This window comes from Stenotrophomonas sp. 8(2023) (genome assembly GCF_030345295.1).
Lineage (GTDB): Bacteria > Pseudomonadota > Gammaproteobacteria > Xanthomonadales > Xanthomonadaceae > Stenotrophomonas > Stenotrophomonas muris.
Genome location: NZ_CP128404.1, coordinates 4,200,993 through 4,218,284, shown reverse-complemented (window position 1 = coordinate 4,218,284; position 17,292 = coordinate 4,200,993). Strand labels below are relative to the sequence as shown.

The 17,292-nt window shown below is 65.8% G+C and carries 16 protein-coding genes; 12 read left to right on the top strand and 4 right to left on the bottom strand.

Annotation, left to right across the window (positions count from 1 at the left end; genetic code table 11):
* Nucleotides 1–105: 105 nt before the first annotated feature.
* Genes cyoA through QP609_RS19515 form a run of 5 tightly spaced genes read left to right on the top strand, consistent with a single transcriptional unit; the run spans nucleotide 106 to nucleotide 4,651 of the window.
* Complete coding sequence (gene cyoA, locus QP609_RS19535; protein ID WP_032958778.1) at nucleotides 106–1,011, top strand: ubiquinol oxidase subunit II; 906 nt, start codon at nucleotides 106–108, stop codon at nucleotides 1,009–1,011.
* A gap of 5 nt (nucleotides 1,012–1,016) precedes the next feature.
* Complete coding sequence (gene cyoB / locus QP609_RS19530; RefSeq protein WP_032958781.1) at nucleotides 1,017–2,993, top strand: cytochrome o ubiquinol oxidase subunit I; 1,977 nt, start codon at nucleotides 1,017–1,019, stop codon at nucleotides 2,991–2,993.
* The gene (gene cyoC / locus QP609_RS19525; protein ID WP_014648729.1) at nucleotides 2,990–3,625 is read left to right on the top strand and encodes a cytochrome o ubiquinol oxidase subunit III; all 636 of its coding nucleotides are present in this window, start codon (nucleotides 2,990–2,992) and stop codon (nucleotides 3,623–3,625) included. The genes cyoB and cyoC overlap by 4 nt, the downstream gene beginning before the upstream one ends.
* A 1-nt stretch (nucleotide 3,626) precedes the next feature.
* A complete protein-coding gene (gene cyoD, locus QP609_RS19520; RefSeq protein ID WP_006399830.1) occupies nucleotides 3,627–3,959 on the top strand; it encodes a cytochrome o ubiquinol oxidase subunit IV in 333 nt (110 codons plus the stop codon).
* 11 nt (nucleotides 3,960–3,970) lie between these two features.
* A complete protein-coding gene (locus tag QP609_RS19515; protein ID WP_014648727.1) occupies nucleotides 3,971–4,651 on the top strand; it encodes an SCO family protein in 681 nt (226 codons plus the stop codon).
* Between the two features lie 259 nt (nucleotides 4,652–4,910).
* On the opposite strand, the gene QP609_RS19510 is transcribed toward QP609_RS19515, so the two are convergent.
* Both QP609_RS19510 and QP609_RS19505 read right to left on the bottom strand, forming a co-directional pair.
* Nucleotides 4,911–5,489, bottom strand: coding sequence for a hypothetical protein (locus QP609_RS19510; RefSeq protein ID WP_046432975.1), 579 nt, complete (start codon nucleotides 5,487–5,489; stop codon nucleotides 4,911–4,913).
* Nucleotides 5,489–7,255, bottom strand: coding sequence for a S8 family serine peptidase (locus QP609_RS19505; RefSeq protein ID WP_014648725.1), 1,767 nt, complete (start codon nucleotides 7,253–7,255; stop codon nucleotides 5,489–5,491). Before QP609_RS19505 ends, QP609_RS19510 begins: the two co-directional genes overlap by 1 nt.
* A 248-nt stretch (nucleotides 7,256–7,503) precedes the next feature.
* Between QP609_RS19505 and QP609_RS19500 the strand changes: the two genes are divergently transcribed.
* From QP609_RS19500 to QP609_RS19490, 3 genes are all read left to right on the top strand, one after another.
* Entirely contained in the window at nucleotides 7,504–7,914 is a 411-nt protein-coding gene (locus QP609_RS19500; protein WP_075076244.1) for a hypothetical protein, read from the top strand.
* Nucleotides 7,915–8,022: 108 nt separating this feature from the next.
* Nucleotides 8,023–8,463 carry a DUF2231 domain-containing protein gene (locus QP609_RS19495; protein WP_197621522.1) on the top strand — a complete coding sequence of 147 codons (441 nt, stop codon included), beginning with the start codon at nucleotides 8,023–8,025 and terminating at the stop codon, nucleotides 8,461–8,463.
* Nucleotides 8,456–9,766: a sorbosone dehydrogenase family protein gene (locus tag QP609_RS19490; protein WP_197621523.1), complete on the top strand. Its 1,311-nt coding sequence runs from the start codon at nucleotides 8,456–8,458 to the stop codon at nucleotides 9,764–9,766. The genes QP609_RS19495 and QP609_RS19490 overlap by 8 nt, the downstream gene beginning before the upstream one ends.
* Before the next feature lie 131 nt (nucleotides 9,767–9,897).
* Here QP609_RS19490 and QP609_RS19485 read toward each other — a convergent pair whose 3' ends face one another.
* Nucleotides 9,898–10,560: an exopolysaccharide biosynthesis protein gene (locus QP609_RS19485; protein WP_032958795.1), complete on the bottom strand. Its 663-nt coding sequence runs from the start codon at nucleotides 10,558–10,560 to the stop codon at nucleotides 9,898–9,900.
* A gap of 149 nt (nucleotides 10,561–10,709) precedes the next feature.
* On the opposite strand from QP609_RS19485, the gene yidA reads away from it, so the two are divergent.
* The 4 genes from yidA to QP609_RS19465 all read left to right on the top strand — a co-directional run bounded on the left by yidA (nucleotide 10,710) and on the right by QP609_RS19465 (nucleotide 15,630).
* Nucleotides 10,710–11,543, top strand: coding sequence for a sugar-phosphatase (gene yidA / locus QP609_RS19480; RefSeq protein ID WP_197621524.1), 834 nt, complete (start codon nucleotides 10,710–10,712; stop codon nucleotides 11,541–11,543).
* Between the two features lie 673 nt (nucleotides 11,544–12,216).
* Nucleotides 12,217–14,535 carry a TonB-dependent receptor gene (locus QP609_RS19475; protein WP_197621525.1) on the top strand — a complete coding sequence of 773 codons (2,319 nt, stop codon included), beginning with the start codon at nucleotides 12,217–12,219 and terminating at the stop codon, nucleotides 14,533–14,535.
* Nucleotides 14,536–14,712: 177 nt separating this feature from the next.
* The gene (locus QP609_RS19470) at nucleotides 14,713–15,102 is read left to right on the top strand and encodes a hypothetical protein (protein ID WP_041863926.1); all 390 of its coding nucleotides are present in this window, start codon (nucleotides 14,713–14,715) and stop codon (nucleotides 15,100–15,102) included.
* A gap of 93 nt (nucleotides 15,103–15,195) precedes the next feature.
* Nucleotides 15,196–15,630 carry an NUDIX domain-containing protein gene (locus tag QP609_RS19465; protein ID WP_032958800.1) on the top strand — a complete coding sequence of 145 codons (435 nt, stop codon included), beginning with the start codon at nucleotides 15,196–15,198 and terminating at the stop codon, nucleotides 15,628–15,630.
* A gap of 25 nt (nucleotides 15,631–15,655) precedes the next feature.
* Here QP609_RS19465 and QP609_RS19460 read toward each other — a convergent pair whose 3' ends face one another.
* Nucleotides 15,656–17,161, bottom strand: a complete 1,506-nt coding sequence (locus QP609_RS19460; protein ID WP_014648717.1) for a YifB family Mg chelatase-like AAA ATPase — start codon at nucleotides 17,159–17,161, stop codon at nucleotides 15,656–15,658.
* Between the last annotated feature and the right edge of the window lie 131 nt (nucleotides 17,162–17,292).

Here is a 17,292-nt window from a genome sequence, read left to right as displayed (position 1 = left end):
GCTCTCTTGTAGGCGACCTCGTACCCACAGTGTAGCCGCTCCACGCCCGGGCGCTGCGCGCAGGCGAGCCGGTCAAGCGCGCTTCTTCAACAGGGTTGACCTCCAATGAATATCTGCTGGAACCGCATCCGCCTGGCGCTGGTCGCCCTGGCCTGCGTCGGCCTGTCGGGCTGTGACTGGGTGCTGCTGGATTCGAAGGGCATGGTCGGGCTCGCCCAGCGCGACCTGATCCTGATCTGCATCGGCCTGATGCTGATCGTGGTGATACCGGCCATCGTGCTGACCTTCGTATTCGCCTGGCGCTTCCGCGCCGGCAACACCAAGGCGAAATACACGCCGGAGTGGTCGCACTCCACCAAGGTGGAGATCGTGGTCTGGGGCGTGCCGCTGCTGATCATTGCCGGCCTGGCCGTGATCGTGTGGAAGTCGACCCACGAACTGGACCCGTACAAGCCGCTGGACGTGGCCGGTGAGCCGCTGCACGTGGACGTGATCGCCACCGACTGGAAATGGGTGTTCGTATACCCGGACCTGGGCATCGCCACGGTCAACCAGCTCAACTTCCCGGCCAACCGCCCGCTGGCGTTCAACATCACCTCCAACTCGACGATGAATACCTTCTTCATCCCGCAGCTGGGTGGGCAGATCTACGCGATGGCCGGCATGCGCACGCAGCTGCACCTGATCGCCAACGAGCCCGGCCAGTTCCGTGGCATGTCCGGCAACTACAGCGGGCATGGCTTCTCGAACATGAAGTTCATTGCCACCGCCAGCAGCAACGAGGAGTTCGAGCGCTGGGTGGCCGAGGTACGCAGCGCACCACAGGCGCTGGACTTCAACCAGTTCAAGGCGCTGGCCGCACCGTCGAAGAACGCGCCGGTGCAGCACTTCTCCAGCGTCGAACCGCTGCTGTTCAAGAAGGTCATCGACCAGTTCATCGGCGTCGGTGAGAACACCGCTGCTGCGTCCCCGGCGGGTGCTGCCGGTGGTGCCCAGGTTTCCCAGGAGTAACGAACATGTTGGGTAAATTGACGTGGGAGGCCGTGCCGCTGCACGAGCCGATCGTCGTGGTCACGCTGGCGGCCATGGTGCTGGGTGGCCTCGCGCTGCTTGGCGCGGTGACGTACTTCAAGCTATGGGGCGTGCTCTGGCGCGACTGGTTCACCACCGTGGACCACAAGAAGATCGGCATCATGTACGTGGTAGTGGCGCTGGTCATGCTGGTGCGTGGCTTCGCCGACGCGCTGATGATGCGCGCGCAGTTGGCCGCGGCCGGGCCAGGCAGTGATGGCTTCCTGCCACCGGAGCACTACGACCAGATCTTCACCGCGCATGGCGTGATCATGATCTTCTTCGTGGCCACCCCGTTCGTGGTCGGCCTGATGAACATCATCGTGCCGCTGCAGATCGGCGCACGCGACATGGCGTTCCCGTTCCTCAACGCCTTCAGCTTCTGGATCTTCGTGGTTGGCGCTGCGCTGATGATGATCTCGCTGGGCGTTGGCGAATTCGCCATGACCGGCTGGGTCGCCTATCCGCCGCTGTCGGGCATCGAGTTCAGTCCGGGCGTAGGCGTGGACTACTACATCTGGGCGTTGCAGGCCTCGGGCATCGGCACATTGCTGACCGGCGTCAACCTGTTCATCACCATCCTGCGCATGCGTGCGCCGGGCATGACCCTGATGAAGATGCCGGTGTTCACCTGGACCGTGCTGGTCACCAGCGTGATCATCATCGCCGCCTTCCCGATCCTGACCGTGGCGCTGGGTGCGCTCACCCTGGACCGCTACCTGGACTTCAACTTCTACACCAACACGTTGGGTGGCAACCCGATGATGTACGTGAACCTGGTGTGGGCCTGGGGCCACCCGGAGGTGTACATCCTGGTGCTGCCGGCGTTCGGCATCTTCTCTGAAGTCACCGCCACGTTCGCGCGCAAGAAGCTGTTCGGCTACAAGTCGATGGTGGGCGCCACGCTGGCGATCGGCATCCTGTCGTTCATCGTCTGGCTGCACCACTTCTTCACCATGGGCTCGGGTGCCAGCGTCAATGCCTTCTTCGGCATCATGACGATGATCATCGCCATCCCCACCGGCGTGAAGATCTTTACCTGGCTGTTCACCATGTACGGCGGCCGCGTCGAATTCAGCGTACCGATGCTGTGGACCATCGCCTTCCTGGTCACCTTCACCATCGGTGGCATGACCGGCGTGCTGCTGGCCATCCCGGGCGCGGACTTCCTGCTGCACAACAGCCTGTTCCTGGTCGCCCACTTCCATAACACCATCATCGGCGGCGCGCTGTTCGGCTACCTGGCCGGCTTCGCCTACTGGTTCCCGAAGGTGTTCGGCTTCACCCTCAACGAGCGCCTGGGCAAGTGGTCGTTCGCCTGCTGGGTGATCGGCTTCTACCTGGCCTTCATGCCGCTGTACATGCTGGGCTTCATGGGCATGACCCGCCGCATGAACCAGTACGACAACCCGGCGTGGACGCCGTACCTGATCGCCGCCTTCATCGGTGCACTGTTCGTGTTCGCGGGCATCATCCTGATGCTGGTGCAGATCTACGTGAGCGTGCGCGACCGCAAGCGCAACCTGGACCTGACCGGCGACCCGTGGAACGCACGCACGCTGGAATGGGCCACGCCGTCGCCGCCGCCGTTCTACAACTTCGCCGTGGTGCCCAAGGCCGATGAGCTGGATGCCTTCCACGAAGCGAAGAAGCGCGGCCTGCCGCCGCCGCCGAAGACGTACGCCCCGATCCACATGCCGAAGAACACCGGCGTGCCGCTGATCCTCAACATCTGGATCCTGGTGCTGTGCTTCGCCCTGGTCTGGCACATCTGGTGGATGGCCGCAGCCAGCTTCATCGCGATGATCGTGACCCTGATCGTGCGGTCCTACGATGAGGACGTGGATTACTACGTCAGTTCCGAAGAGGTGGCGCGCACCGAAGCGGCCAACCTTGCCAAGCTGAAGGAGGTACGCGCATGAACCTGTTGACCCGCCCGGAGCTGGCCAGCGACACGCAGGCGCACGAGGACCACCACGAGCACGACCATGGCCACGAACAGGGCGGCATGAAGGTGTTCGGCATGTGGGTCTATCTCATGTCCGACCTGGTGCTGTTCGGTTCCCTGTTCGCCTCGTACGCGGTGCTCAGCACCGCCTACGCCGGCGGCCCCACCGGCAAGGACCTGTTCTCGTTGCCGTTCGTGATGGCCGAGACCTTCCTGCTGCTGGTCTCCAGCATCACCTACGGCCAGGCCGTTCTGGCCATGCATCGCCACGATGCCTCGGCGGTGCTGCGCTGGCTGGGCGTGACTTTCGTGCTCGGTGCCTCGTTCATCGGCATGGAGATCTACGAGTTCTCGCACCTGATCCACGAAGGCGCGGGCCCGAGCACCAGTGCCTACCTGTCGGCGTTCTTCGCGCTGGTCGCCACCCACGGCCTGCACGTGGCCAGCGGCCTGATCTGGATGGCGGTGGTCATGCACCAGGTCTACCGCCGTGGCCTGACCCCGACCAACATCACCCGCGTGTCGTGCCTGAGCCTGTTCTGGCACTTCCTGGACCTGGTGTGGATCTGCGTCTTCACCTTCGTCTACCTGATCGGAGCCTTCTGACATGGCCCACGTCGAAACCTCGCGCGCCGGCAATGCGCACGGCTCCACCAAGTCCTACCTGATCGGTTTCGTGCTGTGCGCGCTGCTGACCGTGGTGCCGTTCGCACTGGTGATGAATCCGGTGCTGTCGCGGCCGCTCACGCTGTTCCTGCTGGTCGGCTTCGCAGTGGCGCAGATCCTGGTGCAGCTGGTCTATTTCCTGCACATGGACCGCAAGTCCGAAGGTGGCTGGAACCTGGCCAGCTTCGTGTTCACCCTGGTGATCCTGTTCATCGTCGTCGCGTTGTCGGTCTGGATCATCTGGAGCATGCACTACCACATGATGATCAACTGAGCTGGCGAACCGTGAAAGGCATTGCGTTCCCCCATCGTGGCCTGCGCCTGGCCGCAGGCCTGCTGCTCGGCCTGCTGGCCGGCTGCAGCGCGCAGTCGCGCATGGACTTCTATGCGAAGGACATCGCCTGCGAAGAACTTGGCCAGCAGTGGTCGATGCCCGACAGCCACGGCACCGTGCGCGGCCCGAAGGACCTGCAGGGGCAGGTGACCTACCTGTTCTTCGGCTTCACCAGCTGCCCGGACGTGTGCCCGACCACGATGGTCGAGCTGAGCCAGGTCAAGCACCTGATGGGCAAGGATGCCGATCAGCTGCAGGTGGTGTTCGTCAGCGTCGACCCGGCCCGCGACACGCCCGAGGTCGCGCGCACCTATGTGGAAGCGTTCGATCCTAAGGCAATCGCGCTGGTTGGCAACGATGCGCAGCTGGCCGCGATGGCCAGCGACTTCAAGGCGTTCTACGAAAAGGAACCCGGTCAGGTACCGGATACCTACACCATGAGCCACATTGCCGGCGGCTACGTGTTCGACCGCCAGGGCCGCCTGCGCCTGTTCGCGCCGTACGGCATGCCGGTGGAAAAGCTGTTCTCGGACGTGCAGCGCCTGCTGCTCGAGCCCGGCCACCCGGCCGCCGGCAACGACGCGCTGGCCAGCTGCCACCTCAAGCACAGCGGCACACTGGCCGCGCGGTAACGCCGGTGGGTGCCAACCTTGGTTGGCACGTCCGAATCTGCTCCTGGTAGATGCCAACCTTGGTTGGCACAGCTGTAGAGCCGAGCCCATGCTCGGCGCCGCGCGCACCGCGCCTGCGGCACCCCGTAGACAGCAGCCGAGCATCGGCTCGGCTCTACACGCGCGCGGCCCCGGCAGGTGCCGACCGTTGGTCGGCACACCCCCACACCAATCCCCGGCCGGCCAGGAGAGCCAGCCGGCCGGGGTACCGCTCAACGCCTTACTTGGTCTCTTCCCACTGCACCACGTCCGGCTCGGTGGCGCGGATACCAGCGGTGGACAGCAGCCTGGTGGTCGCATCCAGTGCCGCGTTCACCGACGGGTACTCCACGATGGCCTGGCCCGAAGCCTTCGACACCTTCACCACGGTGCCACCGGTGGCCGTAGCCGCGCGCTGGGCCGATGCTGCATCGGTGAAGAACACCTTGACCCGCGAGGTCGCCACCACCGGCGCTCCGTCACGGGAGACCGCCGCCGCGAACTTGCCGGCACCGGCATCAGCAGGCGCCGCCGCGGCGCCATCCAGCGAACGCTTGGTACGCGCGCTGGTGGTCGCCGCCGCCTGCGGGGTGATCGTGAACTGGCCGCCGCTGGCCTGCTTTACCGTTGCCGAGGGCGACAGCTGGAAACGCGTGCCGCCCACATCGAACGAGCGGCCGGTAGCGGACGCCTTCAGTTCCTGAGCATCCACGGTCGACAGGGTCCTGGCCGGAGGGGTCTGCCCCGAGCTCTGTGCCCAGGCAGGGGAGGTCATCGCCGCGAAGGCGAGCGTGCTCAACAGAATGGTGGTCTTCATCATCAGTGCCCCAGAACGCGGATCTTGAAGAATTCGAGGTTGCCACGCGATGCAGCGGTCGCGGCCTGCCCCATGTCGGTCACTTCCAGCGTCCAGGTGCCCGTGGCGTTCTCATCCAGGAAGGCATTGCTGGACAGCAGGTCCCAGCTGGTGAAGTTGCTCTGCGCGCCACCCGTGCCCGAACCGATCGCGGTGAACGCCGGTTGCACCACGCTGCGGGTACCGCTGGGCGACACCAGCACGAACTGCAGCTGGCGCGTATTGCGGTGGTTGACCCGGAAGCCCAGCTGCACGCTTTCGATGTTGCGCGCGCCGTTGGCCAACTGGAAGGTCAGGCGTGCGGCGGCGGCCGAGGTGTTGCCGATGGCCACGGTACGCGTGGTGTTGCGCCAGCCGCTGTCGACCAGCGCACCGAGCGACTGGAAGTTCTCGGCCACCTGCACCGCGCGTGCAGCGTTGACCACGCCGAAGCCATACCAGTTGCTGTAGGCACGGCCGGCAGCATTCACCGTCCAGCCTGGCACCAGCGTGCGCCCGTCGGCCAGCGTCACCGCCGGCTGGTTCGGGTGGTTGCGGGTGGCGGTGGTGGCCAGGATGTACTTCACATCGCGATAGGACAGGTTCGGATTGGCTTCCAGCACCAGTGCCGCCACGCCCGAGACCATCGGCGCTGACGCCGAGGTGCCGTTCATCTTGGCGGTGTAGTTGCAGGTGCTGTCGATGGCCGACAGGTTGCTGTCCAGCGTGTTCTGGCGGTTGGTGTTCTTGTTGCTGCCCTGCGCGCACCCGGTCACGTCGGTGGTGACGATGGCCGGGTCGTAGGCGCGTGCCACCAGGCCGGGGGCGTACTGGGCCTGCAGGCCGTATTCGCCGCCGAAGGCCGACACCCACAGCGCCGAGCCGGTGGAGGAATACGACGAGCGCACGCCATCGGCACGCACCGCGCCTACCGTGATCACGTTGAACAGGTTGTTGCGCGGATCGCGTCCGGCCGGCACGCAGCCGGTGTTGCGGTTCTTGGTGTCGGTGGTGCAGACATCCTGGGTCTGGCTGATCGAGGCATTGTTGAAGTTGTTGCCCGCCGACTTCACGTAGATGCCGCCGCGGCCACCGCGCGTACCCGACAGTGCCTGCTCATACGAACGAATCGTGTTTTCGCTGTACGCCAGCGGCAGGTTCGGATTGCCCGGGCCGGCGCCCCAGCTGTTGTTGAACACCTGCACGTCGGCCGATTCCGCGCCGTCCCACCAGGCGTACTCGATGTTGCTCTGCTGGTTGCCCAGGGCTGAGCGCGAAATCGGATTGAAGCCCTTCAGCGTCGCCGCCGGCGCCACACCACGTACGCCCAGGTTGTTGGCGCCCACCGCGCCCGCAATGCCGCCGACCATGGTGCCGTGGTTGTCGACATCCGGGTTGGTCGGGGTGGGGTTGTTCGAGCCGTTGATGAAGTTCTTGCCGGCCACCGCGGCCACGTTGGCGGCCAGGTCCGGGTGCGCGATCTGCAGGCCATCGTCGACGATGGCGATGGTGACGCCCTGGCCGCGGATGCCGTTGCGGAACAGGCCATCCACGTTCAGGTCGTTGCCGGCCACCGGCAGGGTGTCAGCCGGGACCGTCTGCCCGGTGTTGAGCAGGTGCCACTGTATCCCCGCCAGTGGATCGGCCTGTTGGGCCTGGGCGGTGACGGCCAGGCTGCCCAGCACCAGGGCAGTGGCAAGGGCCAGGCGCGCAGAGCGCGGTGGCGCGGAGCGTTGCGTGTGTCGCTTCATACACGAATCCTTCTGTTGTGAATCGGCATGGCAGGACGGCGGGGCGGAACTGCCCCATCGCAACGAGCCAAACGCGACACAACGGAGAACCCCCTACCTCTTCACATCCGCAATGTACGAATATGCAAATTGCGTCACAAACACTTAGGACGTCAGGTTATGACAGGGCGCGCGAATGCCTTCACGCCATCTTCGCGCGCTTGCTTCGGGTGCGGGAAACTCGGGTAACCACATGCAGGTGAAGACACATGAAGAAGGAACGCCAGCGTGCACGTGCGCGCGCAGACCAGACCCCGCTCTCGGTTGCCGCCATCCGCAAGGTGGTGCTGTCGATGTACCACCGTCGCCATGATTACTGGACCGATGCGGATATCGCCGAGCTGCTGCCGGCGCTCGCCACATTCAATATCACGACGATCAAACAGTTGCGCTTGCTGATGAAGCGGCACCGACGCGCGCTGCTGCAGGAGGAAAGAGTGAAGATGCGTAGGGCGCAGACACTGCACCTGCTGGCTGAGGATGGTCCCTGTGGCATCGATGTACACGCCAATACCAGCTACTACGCCATCGGCGGCCTGGTCCGCACCAGCATGGAACACGAATTCGGCTTCGAGACGATGCTGCCCTTCCACGAGGTGCGCGAGGACGAACCCACGTAGTGCGGTGCCTGCCCGGTGGGTGTGGCAGCCCCGCCGGGGCGTCATCGCGCGCCCTCACATCGCGCTGTGCTACTACAGTCCGTGCACCCTTCCGCACGGAGCACGATGATGGTCAATCCGCTCGCCCAGGCCCGTCGCGGCCTCGGCACCACGCTGTTCAGCCTGTTGAACCCGATACCCTTCGGCTTCTTCGTCGGTGCACTGATCTTCGACGCGATCTATCTCAACAGCGCCGAGGTGATGTGGGGCAAGGCCGCCGCTTGGCTGATCACGTTCGGCCTGCTGATCGCCATCGTGCCGCGCCTGATCAACCTGTTCGCGGTCTGGCGCCGCAACGGCACGGCCACCCGCATCGACCGCATCGACTTCTTCCTCAACCTGGTCGCGGTGGTGCTGGCCATCTGGAATGCCTTCGTGCACAGCCGCGATGCGTATGCCGTTGCTGTGCCGGGCACGATCCTGTCGGCGCTGACCGTGGCCCTGATCGCCCTGGGCCTGATCCTGTTGTCATTGCAGCCGCCGGTGCTGCAGGGAGGTCGTCATGGCTAAGCACATCCTGCCCACCGTCGCCGCGCTGGCACTGGCCGTCACCCTGTCGGCCTGCGCGGGCAAGGCCGAATACCACCCCACCGACCAGTCGGGTGCGAAGCCGCCGCTGCCGGCGCCGAAGAACTTCCTGATGCCGCCGATGCAGGTGCCTCGTGGCGTGGGCTGGGCCGACGGCCAGTCGCCCACGGTGGCCGAAGGCCTGAAGATCGAGCGCATCGCCGCCAACCTGCAGCACCCGCGCCGGCTGCTGACCCTGCCCAACGGCGATGTACTGGTGGTGGAAGGCAATGGCCCCGGCGAAGAGCCGGTCACCACACCCAAGCAGTGGATCGCCGGCAAGGTGAAGGCGCGCTCGGGCAAGGCTGGCAAGGGCGGCAACCGGGTCACCCTGCTGCGCCGCTCGCCAGGCACGAACACCTGGACCCAGCACGTCTACATCGAAGGCCTGCACTCGCCATTCGGCATCCAGCTGATCGGTGACACGCTGTATGTGGCCAACACCGGCAACATCATGCAGTACCACTACGTGCCCGGCGAAACCCGCATGTCCGACAAGGGCCGCGAGTTCACCGACCTGCCCAGCACCATCAACCACCACTGGACCAAGGAACTGCTGGCCAGCCGCGACGGCCGCAAGCTGTACGTGGGCGTCGGCTCCAACAGCAACATTACTGAAAATGGCCTGGCCGTCGAATATCGCCGCGCGGTCGTGCTGGAGGTGGACGTAGCTAGCCGTGGCAGCCGCATCTTTGCGTCGGGCATCCGCAACCCGACCGGGCTGGACTGGGAGCCGAGCACTGGCCAGCTGTGGGCCGTGGCCAACGAGCGTGATGAGATCGGTGCCGACCTGGTGCCGGATTACCTCACCTCGGTGAAGGAAGATGGCTTCTACGGCTGGCCCTACAGCTACTACGGCCAGCACGTGGACGAGCGCGTGCAGCCGCAGCGGCCGGACCTGGTGGCCAAGGCGATCGTGCCGGACTATGCCATCGGCTCGCACGTGGCACCGCTGGGCCTGCTGTTCTACACCGGCCAGGCACTGCCGGCGCAGTACCACGGCGGCGCCTTCATCGGCGAGCACGGCAGCTGGGACCGCTCGCCACTGAGTGGCTACGAAGTGGTCTACGTACCGTTCAAGGACGGCAAGCCGACCGGGCGGCCGCAGACCGTGGTCAGCGGCTTCACCTCGAAGGACGAGAAGACCCTGATGGGTGCGCCGGTGGGCATGGCGATGGACGCCGAGGGTGCGCTGCTGGTGGCCGACGACGTGGGCGACGTAGTGTGGCGGGTGTCGGCGAAATAGCTGTGTAGCGTCGAGCCACGCTCGACTGCTGTGGATCCGGCCTTTGTAGAGCCGAGCCCATGCTCGGCTTACGCGCGCAGCGCGCGGGTTTCCGTGCACCGAGCGAACAGCAGCCGAGCATGGGCTCGGCTCTACAGTTCGGCGGTACTGCTGCGGAACCCGCTGAACACCGATTCCGCAGCAAACCCCACGCCGCCCAGCAGCACGCCGAAGTACACCACCGTGGCCACCACGAAGCCGTAGCCGGCTGCCACCGCCGCACCATCGCGCTGGATGAAGCCAATCGCAAACGACATCAGCGCCAGCGCCGGCAGCGTGTTGCTGAAGGGAATCGGCCCGGCCGGTGCCATCAGCAGCAGGGTCGCGAACACCAGCATCAGGTTGTTCAGGCGCATCATCTTCTTCGAGCGCACCATCACCGCCAGCCGCATCGGCCGCGACAGCCGCTCCATGCGGTGCACCCATTTCAGCGCACGGCCCAGGTTGGCCTTCAGCTTGTCGGTGGCGATCCCGCGGCGCGCCAGCTTCTGCGGCACCCACAGCGGGCGGTTGCGCACCCGGCTCAGGCCGATCAGCAGGATCGAGGCGCCAAACACCGTGCTCAGCCCGGGAATCGACACCGGAATGATGAAGATGGCCGAGAGCAGGATCACGACCAGCAGCAGGCCCTCATCGCCCAGCGCGCTGAGCAGGGTGCCGACGCTCACCTGGTCGCCGGGCAGCTCGTCGATCATCTGCTCGATCTGCTGGGCCAGGGGGGCGCTGTCGTTGGTTTCGGGGGCACGGTAGGTCATGCGTCGCAAGGTTCTCCAGGGAAGGGCGGTCAGCGGGCCGTCCTGCGGTGGGGGACGCACAGGCTCCTGCAGTATCCCGGCCAACGTGGGCAAAGAGGTGAACCGGGCATGAGGGGGTAAACTGGCGTGCCCCGCACGAGTTGAACGCAATGGACATGGGCCTCAGGCAATCGACCATCGAACTGGTCGCCATCGACATGGATGGCACGCTGCTGGACCCGTCGCACCAGCTCACCCCCCGCGCCAGGAAGGCCATCGCGCAGGCGCGGGCGCTGGGCGTGCACATCGTGCTGACCAGTGGCCGCCCGGTTCCGGGCCTGGCGCCGTACCTGCACGAGCTCGGCATCACCGGCAACGACGACTACTGCATCGCCTGCAATGGCGGCCTGGTGCAGCGCATCGGCACGCGCGAAACCGTGGTCGAGTACCCGCTCAGCTTCGACGACTTCCTGTTCTGCGAGCAGGTCGCCCGCGACCTGGGCGTGCACTTCCAGGCGCTGGACAGCCAGCGCATGTACACGCCCAACCAGGACATCAGCTACTACACCGTGGCCGACTCGCATCTTTCGCGGATGCCGCTGTCGTATCGCCGCGTGGAAGACATGGACCCGTCGATGTCCTTCATCAAGCTGATGATGATCGACGAACCCGAGGTGCTGGACGCTGCCATCGCGCGCCTGCCCAACGCGCTGACCGAGCGCTTCGCGGTATTGAAGAGCGCACCGTTCTTCCTGGAAGTGTTCGACCACCGCGCGGGCAAGGGGCCAAGCCTTCAGAAGCTGGCCGAGCACCTGGGCATTGAGCGGGCCAACGTGATGGCCATCGGCGACCAGGAAAACGACCTGACCATGCTGCAGTACGCCGGCACCAGCGTGGCGATGGGCAATGCCATCGACGCGGTGAAGGCGGTGGCGCGGTTTGAGACCAGCAGCAATGCCGATGAAGGCGTGGCGCGCGCGATCGAGCGTTTCGTCCTGCAGTAGCCGCGCGTCCCTATGCTCTGGTAGCTGCCAACCTTGGTTGGCACACACAATCGGCAAGCGCCGACCAAGGTCGGCCTCTACCAGGCCCCATTCGCCCCGGCAGGTGCCAACCTTGGTTGGCACACGCAGGCGGCCAGCGCCGACCAAGGTCGGCCTCTACCAGGCCCCATTCGCCCCGGCAGGTGCCAACCTTGGTTGGCACACGCAGGCGGCAAGCGCCGACCAGGGTTGGCCTCTACCAATCCCCATTCGCCCCGGTAGCTGCCAACCTTGGTTGGCACGCGCAGACGGCAAGCGCCGACCAAGGTCGGCCTCTACCAGGCCCCATTCGCCCCGGTAGGTGCCAACCTTGGTTGGCACACGAGCACCGACCAAGGTCGGCCCTCACCACGCCGGGGCTATACCCACGTATAGCCCACCCATCCCCACCGCCATCGGCGCTGTACCACCGCGCAATGGCGGATGCGGCAGTGCGATGCAAGAATTCCGCACGTCGAAATCACCCCACCGAATCCCACGGCAGATGATCGTCTTCGTCTGCCACTGACCGGCACGCACCGCGCCGTCACGCCTTCAACGCAACCGCATCGCCAGCCAGGGCGCCGACACCGGCGCTGCAACGCGCTGGGCGTGCGCCTGCGCGGCTCTCTCCCTGCACCCTGGATCTACTGCCATGAACACCCCACCCACGACGCGCCTCGCCCTGGCCATCATCGCGGCCACCACTGCACCTGCCTACGCCGCAGACACGCACGACGCCGCGCTCGACACGCCCACCACGCTCAACGCCCTGCAGGTCATCGCCACGCCGCGCGGCGCGGCCGTGGGACCGACCCAGGTGGTCGGTCCCAACCGCTACATCATCAAGGCCGAGGACCTCGACGCGATGGTCACCGGCAACAATGGCCTGGCCATGCTGAAGCAGGTGCCGGGCGCGAGCTATACCGCCACCGATGGGCTGGGCCTGGATATCTCCGCCACCAGCCTGTTCGTGCGCGGCTTCCGCATGAACGAAATGGGCATCACCTTCGAAGGCGTGCCGCTGAATGACAACGGCTTCCTCTCGCTCACCGGCACCAGCGTGGTGAACGTGGGCGTGCCCGATGGCATCGGCGCGATCACGGTCAGCCCCGGTGGCGCACCGGTCAGCGTGTTCTCCAGCAGCGTCAACGGCGGCAGCCTGGAATACCACCTGCGCGAGCTGCAGGACACGCCCAGCCTGCGCGTGAAGCAGGGCGTGGGCAGCAACAGCACGCTGGTCACCACCGTATCCGGGCAGAGCGGCCAGCTCGGTGAGCATGGCCCGAAAGTGCTGGTCGACCTGCAGCGCGTGTCCGCCGACAAGTACCAGGGCGAGGGCACGCAGAACTTCCTGCGCGGCGACCTGAAGCTGCAGCAGGACGTCGCCTGGGGCGATGTCACCGTGTTCCTGTCCGACAGCAAGGCCAAGGTCTGGGGTTACAACAACATTTCCTTCGACATGATCAGCAAGCTGGGCTGGAAGGCCGACATCTTCTACCCGGACTACGCCTGGGCGTACTACGTGGCCTCGCCGGAGAACGCAGACAAATCCTGCGGCGCCTATACCTGTGGTGAACTGTCCGGGCTGATTCCCTACGACACCGGCCAGAGCACGCGTGACCGCGTGTCCTCGATCAACCACCGCTTCCAGATCAGTCCGGCGCTGAGCGGCAACGTGCAGCTGTACAACGCCAACAGCCACACCCAGGCCACGCTGACCGACCCGAACGTGCCGTCGCCCAACGGCGCGCCGTTCTCCGAACAGGTGCAGACCCCGCGCCTCAACCGGCTGGGCGGCATGCTCAACCTGCAGTTCGAGACCGGCGCGCACACCTTCACCGCCGGTTTCTGGCAGGAGAAGAGCAAGGCCGCTGCCAAGACCGAGTGGTACCAGCAGCCGCTGCTGGGCGAGGGCCCGCCGCTGAAGGCCACCGGTCCGTTCGATGTGTACGGCCCCGCGTTCAAGACCGACAACGCATCGAGCTGGGTGACCCGCTCGCGCCAGTTCTACCTGCAGGACGACATCGTGCTGAACGACACGCTGAAGCTGGGTGTCGGCTTCAAGGCCGTGGACTTCCGCACCAGCGGTGGCGGCCTCGGTGATGCCAAGGACCGGCCGGTGAACGGCACGCTGCGCGCGAAGAGCAACTTCCTGCCGCATGTCTCGCTGTTCTGGAGCCCGACCGAATCCACCGATGCCTTCATCGACCTGGCCAATACCATGAACGGCTACCGCGTGGCCCAGCGCGGCAACATCGGCTACACCGCCTCGGCGTGGACCATCACCGACCAGGAGGAGTTCGACCGCGTGGCCGGCACGCTGCGGCCGGAGAAGAACTGGAACCTCACCGTGGGCGCATCGCATCGTTTCGACCGGCTGACGATCACCGGCGACGTGTTCTACAACGACATCCGCAACCGCTTGCTGTCGGCCGCCATCGGTACCCAGTTCGCGCAGATCAACACCGTGCGGCTGATGCCGAAGATGCACGTGATCGGCGCCGACCTCGGCATCACCGCCGACCTGACTGACCACCTGCAGTTCTACCAGGGCGTGGCCGTGGCCCGTTCGTACTACGACAGCGATTTCGTGGTGGGCGACACGGTGTACCCGATCAAGGGCAACGCCCAGCCGGGCTACCCGCAGATCTCGCTGGTCAGCGACCTGTCCGCCCACTTCGGTGACTGGCGCTTCGGTGCCACCAGCACCTCGTACCTGCGCCAACCTTTCACCTACGAGAACGACATCCGCGTGCCGACGTTCTGGCAGGTCAATACCTATGCCGCCTACCGCTTCGGTACGGACAGCGCGGTGCCCGGCCTGGAGCTGCGGCTGGACGTGAGCAACCTGTTCAACCGCCACAACATCGGCACCGCCACCATCGCCGGCTCGTCGTTCTCGGGGGATTACCAGACCCTGCAGCGCAGCGCGCCACGGCAGCTGATGTTCAGTACCTCGATGGCGTTCTGAGGCGATGAGGGTGGGGTCAGAGCCCTTTGCTGCGCAAAGGGATCCGACCCCGCAGCCACCCCGTGATCGGGGTCAGAGCCCTTTGCGCAGCAAAGGGCTCTGACCCCCAAAACCCGCCTAGAAACCCGCCTTGCGCAAACAACAGGGGTTTTCTGGCGGCGACGCAAGGTTCCCACAATGTTGCTGGGTCATCCTGTTGGCATGGCACAGCACAACCCGCGAACCCCGTTGTTCGGCATCCGGGGCCCAGGACGGCCCCGGCAGGCGCTGTCCGTGGCGCCGGCGATCGATCTGCAGGGCGAGTACCAGTTCTGGCAGGTCTACGAACGCGTGGTCCGCCCGCTGCCCGGCGGTGGGCTGCGCCGGGCCTGGCTGGTGTGCCAGAAGGTGTACCGGGACCGCCTGCGGTTCCCGCATGACACCCGTGAAGCCGCGCTGGCGCGTGTGCTTTTCGGCAGCAACAGCACGCCCGAGCGCGCAGCCGAACTGCAGGACCTCTTCGGCCTTGTCAGCCGCCGCATGGCGTCCGTTGCCGTCCGGCGACAGGCGCCCATCCTGGGAAAGTGAATCACTGGCCAGGAATCGACACGCGTTGATGGCTTTCTCTTGGTCCGCCTGCTTTTGGCCTATTCTGGGGCGGGCTGGTAAGGACGGGAAACGATGGAAATCAGACGATCTGCACGCCTTGTGATCGTTGCTGAGGATGCGGTGTTGCTGTTCCGGTATCACGATGAACACCACGCTCCCTTCTGGGCTACACCGGGCGGGGAGCTTCTGCCCGGGGAGGGATATGCGGACGCCGCACGGCGTGAGCTCAGGGAGGAGACCGGATTGGATCTGCCGATAGGCGTGCGGCTGGAAAAGCGCGATGCCGTCTACGCGGTCGCCCGATCAACGCCCGCGCGATGGCTGGAAGAATATTTTCTGGTCCGCAGCCCCAACCAGCCCGACATCCAGCGTGACGGGTGGACGGAGGAGGAAAATGCCACGATCAGGGCGTGGAAATGGTGGCGCGTAGAAGAGATGAGAGAACAGCCTGCTTCCCTGTTCAAGCCGGAATGGCTGCCGGATCTTTTTGAACGTGTGCCCGCATGACACGGCCTGATTCTGCCCGCTGCGATTACGTGCTCGCCTTCCCCCGGTCCAGCTGCCGGTAGCCAATGGCCTCGGCCAGATGCGCCGTCTGGATCGTTTCGCAACCCGCCAGATCGGCAATCGTGCGCGCCACCCGCAGAATCCGGTGCATCGCCCGCGCCGACAGCTGCAGGCGCTCGATGGCCTGTTCCAGCATGTCCTGATCTGCCTCGCTCAGTCGGGTACAGGCCCGCAGTGCCGCCGGCGGCAGATGCGCGTTGAGCCCGCCACGCACCTGCTGCTTGGCATGGGCGGCTTCCACCCGTGCACGTACCGCCGCACTGGGCTCCCCCAGCGGCGTGCTCTCCCGCAACTCCACTGCGTCCATACGGGCCACACTGATATGCAGGTCGATACGGTCCAGCAACGGGCCGGACACGCGCGCACGGTAGCGGTTGATGCGCTCATCACTGCACAGGCAGCGGTTGCTGCGGTCGCCGGCCCAGCCGCAGGGGCAGGGATTCATCGCCGCCACGAGCTGGAATCGCGCTGGATACTGCACGCTGCGTGCCGCGCGGGCGATGCGGATGTGGCCGGATTCCAGCGGCTCTCGCAGGGTCTCCAACGCACTGCGGTTCCACTCCGGAAGCTCATCCAGGAACAGCACGCCGTGATGGGCCAACGAGATTTCGCCAGGGCAGGGCGGATTGCCGCCACCCACAAGCGCCGCCGCGCTCGCACTGTGGTGCGGTGCCCGGAAGGGCCGCTGCCGCCATCGTCTTGGGTCCAGCCCTTCGCCACTCACCGAGGCAATCGCGGCCAGCTGCAACGCCTCGGCTTCCTCGGTATCCGGCAACAGGCTGGGCAGGCGCGAAGCCAACAGCGTCTTGCCGCAGCCAGGGCTGCCGATCAACAACAGATGGTGCCCACCGGCGGCCGCCACTTCCAACGCGCGCCGTGCATGCGCCTGCCCCCGCACGTCGGCCAGATCGGGTAGGGGCAACGGTGTCGTGTCCACGCGCTCCACGGGCGGCAGCAGGCGCGGATTGCCCAGACCGGCACAGCACTCCAGCAGCGTGCGCGCCACGCGCACATCCGCGTGCTCGGCCAGCGCCGCCTCGGCGGCATTGCCGGGCGGCACCACCAGGATGCGGCCGGCATCAGCCGCCGCAATCGCAGCAGGCAGCGCTCCGGCCACCGGCCGCAGTTCGCCGGTCAGCCCCAGCTCGCCCAGGAACTCGTATTGCAGCAGCGACTGCGGATCGACCTGGCCACTCGCGGCAAGAATGCCCAGCGCGATGGCCAGGTCGTAGCGCCCACCTTCCTTGGGCAGGTCGGCAGGCGCGAGGTTGAGCGTGATGCGCCGCTGCGGAAAGTCAAAGCGCGCACATAGCAGGGCGGCACGCACGCGCTCGCGCGATTCGCGCACGCTGGTCTCGGCCAGGCCGACAATCTGGGTGGCAGGCAGGCCGCCAGAGAGGTGCACTTCCACCCGCACCAGTGGGGCATCGACCCCGGCGCGGGCACGGCTGTGGACCAGCGCCAGGCTCATGTGTGGATTCCTGCAGTCGGGCGCTTGATGATGCGGCAGGTGAGCTGCGGCCAACCATCGGGAATTGCTGGTGAAGCGGCTAGGGGGATTCCGGCAGACGGTTGGGGCATGCCTTCCTCCTCTGCGGAAAC